This window comes from Caballeronia sp., assembly GCF_049581465.1.
In the GTDB taxonomy this organism is placed as follows: Bacteria; Pseudomonadota; Gammaproteobacteria; order Burkholderiales; family Burkholderiaceae; genus Caballeronia.
Window position 1 is genome coordinate 1 of sequence record NZ_JBAUSA010001016.1, and the last position, 3055, is coordinate 3055.

The 3055-nt window shown below is 57.6% G+C and carries 2 protein-coding genes and 1 pseudogene; 2 read left to right on the plus strand and 1 reads right to left on the minus strand.

The features are described from left to right. Both WCA53_RS24835 and WCA53_RS24840 read left to right on the plus strand, forming a co-directional pair. On the plus strand, positions 1 to 1315 hold a 1315-nt coding region (locus WCA53_RS24835), incomplete at its 5' end, for an amidase (RefSeq protein WP_423916667.1). A 631-nt stretch (positions 1316 to 1946) separates the two neighbouring features. Continuing rightward, positions 1947 to 2678: a LysR substrate-binding domain-containing protein gene (locus WCA53_RS24840; protein ID WP_423916669.1), complete on the plus strand. Its 732-nt coding sequence runs from the start codon at positions 1947 to 1949 to the stop codon at positions 2676 to 2678. Positions 2679 to 2789: 111 nt separating this feature from the next. Here the strand turns inward: WCA53_RS24840 and WCA53_RS24845 are convergent. Next, a pseudogene (locus WCA53_RS24845) lies at positions 2790 to 3055 on the minus strand (hypothetical protein); the annotation flags it as partial.

Here is a 3055-nt window from a genome sequence, read left to right on the forward strand (position 1 = left end):
TGCTCGTGACCTGGAACGACGGATTATGCAAGGTGCAAACGTAGGGCCACTGGCGGGCGTTCCCACCTTGATGAAAGATCTGTTCGATTTCCGGCCAGGCTGGCCTTCAACCTTAGGGGGCATACCTGCGTTACGTAACTTCATTCCTGACTTCTGGAGCGCATATCCGCAGCGCGTCGAGCGTGACGACGCGATGAATCTCGGGAAAACCAACAGTCCAATCATGGGCTTTCGAGGTGTGACGGACAATCCTTTGTTCGGGCCGACCCGCAACCCTTTTGACACCACGCGTAACAGCGGCGGCTCCTCCGGCGGAAGTGCCGCCGCCGTCGCGGACGGTCTTGTGTCCATTGCTGGCGCGTCCGATGGCGGCGGTTCGATCCGCATTCCGTCGGCCTGGTGCGGCGTAGCCGGTTTCCAGCCGTCTTTCGGCAGAGTGCCGCTGCCGATGCGGCCGAATGCGTTTGGCGGTGCAGCGCCTTTCATCTTCAACGGTCCGATCGCGAGAAACGTTTCCGATCTTGCGTTGGCCATGAATACACTGGTCGGACCAGATCCGTTCGATCCGTTCAGCGTCGAGGGTACGATCAATTTCGACTCGGCCCTGAGCCAATCATTGAAGGGCAAGCGCGTCGGTTTCACCGTCGATTTTGGCGTCTTCCCCGTCGATGCCAAGGTGGCGGCAGTCGTATCGGAGGCCGTCAGGGCATTTGAACTGGTAGGCGCGCACGTGGACCTCATCGACATGAAGCTTCCGTATGGTCAGCATGAATTGAGCGATCTCTGGTGTCGTCAGATGTCGGTCGCGGTGTTTGACTGCTTCGAAGGCTTGAAAGCGATGGGCGTTGATCTCGTCAAGGATCATAGGCAGGATCTACCGGATCCGCTTGTCTACTGGACCGAGGTGGCGGGCGCTATGTCGCTAGCCGAGATGCTGCGCGACCAGGCGACGCGCACACAAGTCTATGACGCATTCGCCAAACAATTCATGGAATACGATTTCATCGTTTCTCCGACGACCGCGATCCTTCCGGTGAAGAATACAAGCGACGGGCTGACGAACGGACCGGCGACAATCAACGGTGTCGATGTCGATCCACAGATCGGTTGGTGTATGACCTATATGACAAACATGACCGGGCATCCAGCGGCGTCGCTTCCGGCCGGTCTTGCCGACGGTCTTCCTGTCGGCCTTCAGATCATTGGTCGGCGGCATGCTGACCTCGACGTTATGGCAGCTTGCGCAGCGTTCGAGCGAGCCCGACCGTGGAAGGCGATTTACGACATTCCAGCAAAACGCTCACTTGTCCTGTGAGGTATCCGGACGTTCGAACGTCGGCTAAGCCTTCGAGTACGCGGTTGTGCTTGGAGGCAGAATTGGGGGACTTTCTATCTTTCCTTCACGGAACGATCCGTCACGACTTTTAGAATAATCTGGACTTCGAAGCATCCGAGCAACCGCTCTTGAGGGTTTCAAACGTCTTTTGCGGGTCTATGGAACCTCGTCGTCGGACTAAGCCTGGCCTATTGTGGACGTTCGACACCGCCGGTTAGATCGTGGAGAATCGACTGCACCGTTCCAGAGGAGGTGTCACGCTTACCTCCCCGGCACCGTTGGGTATGGTGTCTTGAGATGAAATCTTTGCCCGAGAAAGTCAGTGGTCGGGGCCGTCGCCTCGTTCGGGATCTCTGCGACCGAATTTGTCGTCACGCAATGGCAAGGCGGAAACGGGACACATAGAATCACGGAAATTCGTGACCGAGTCTCAACGTCTCTTCATCGACTGGCCCGTAGAGGGCATTCGGCTGACTCTCGATTACGGCCCAATATCGGTCGCCATACGACCAATGCCACCACTCTCTCACGCGATCCACGACAACCTACGCAACAATGAAGTTCCAGAATCGAATCTATCGGCATTCCGCCCAAGACTTTCGGCGTCGGGGTGCTCAGGTGTACCGCGCGCTGCCAAATAGCCCGGCGATGCGAAAGCGCAGAGCGGACCTGCTTCCTTTTCGCGCAGGGCCTGACCGGCCACGTTACTGTTTTTGCCAACAACAATGCGATAAGTTCTCACCTGCCGGACGACCTTGCCCGGTTCTTCGCGCTGTATCCAAGTGTGCGGATAACGCTCGAGGAGCGTCTTAGCCACGACATCATTCGCGCCATCGCGGCCGGCCGTGCCGATGTTGGCGTGGTCGCGCTTGAGACGGGGCATCCGGACCTTGAATTTCTACCTTATCGCAAGGATCGGCTGATCCTTCTCACGCCGGTAGACCATCCGCTCGGCCAGAACCGTACCGCGAGTTTCGCTGAGTGCCTGGGCCAGCCGTTTATCAGTCTGCAGTCAGGCGCTGCGCTGCACACGTTCCTGATGAACCATGCCAGCGGTCTAGGTGGGCGCCTCGACGTCCGTGTGCAGGTCTCAGGCTATCGCGCGATCGCACGTCTGGTCTCCTCAGGGGCCGGAATTGGCGTCGTGCCGCGCTCGGCTATTGAAACGTCAGACAAGGGACGGCTTGTCGTCGTCGAGTTGATCGAGCCTTGGTCTCAGCGTGACCTGCGCGTATGCGTGCAGCGGCATCCCAACGAAAAGAACGTCTTTCGGGATAAGTTGATCGAAGTTTTATGTGGGGGCGCTGAAGATGGTCGCGCTTCTGCTACGTCTGCGCACTGACGGGAACTACGATGGCGGTTCAGGTAGGCATTACCAAGGCCGGCGACGCCTACGTCCGCACGCTTCTGGTGAGGGTTCTGTCGCAGTAAGGAAATCAGGAAAGGTCGCTTTTCAGGCGTGCTTGCCGGCGCTCTTGCCTAACATCGAGCTCTTGTCGAGTAAAGAGAAGAAAGTGTTTGCCGCATATCCGGCGATAAACGCGATTGCGAGCGGCGACGCGGAGACGGCACTGTCCTTCCAGAAAATGTCGAACAGTCCGATCACCGTGCCAATGATGATTGCAATGACGAGCCGTACGCGATTGATGAATCGACCATGGGTCGGATGGTAAGTCTTGCTGATACTTTGCTCGGACAGGTCCCTCAGAATAAAGGCCA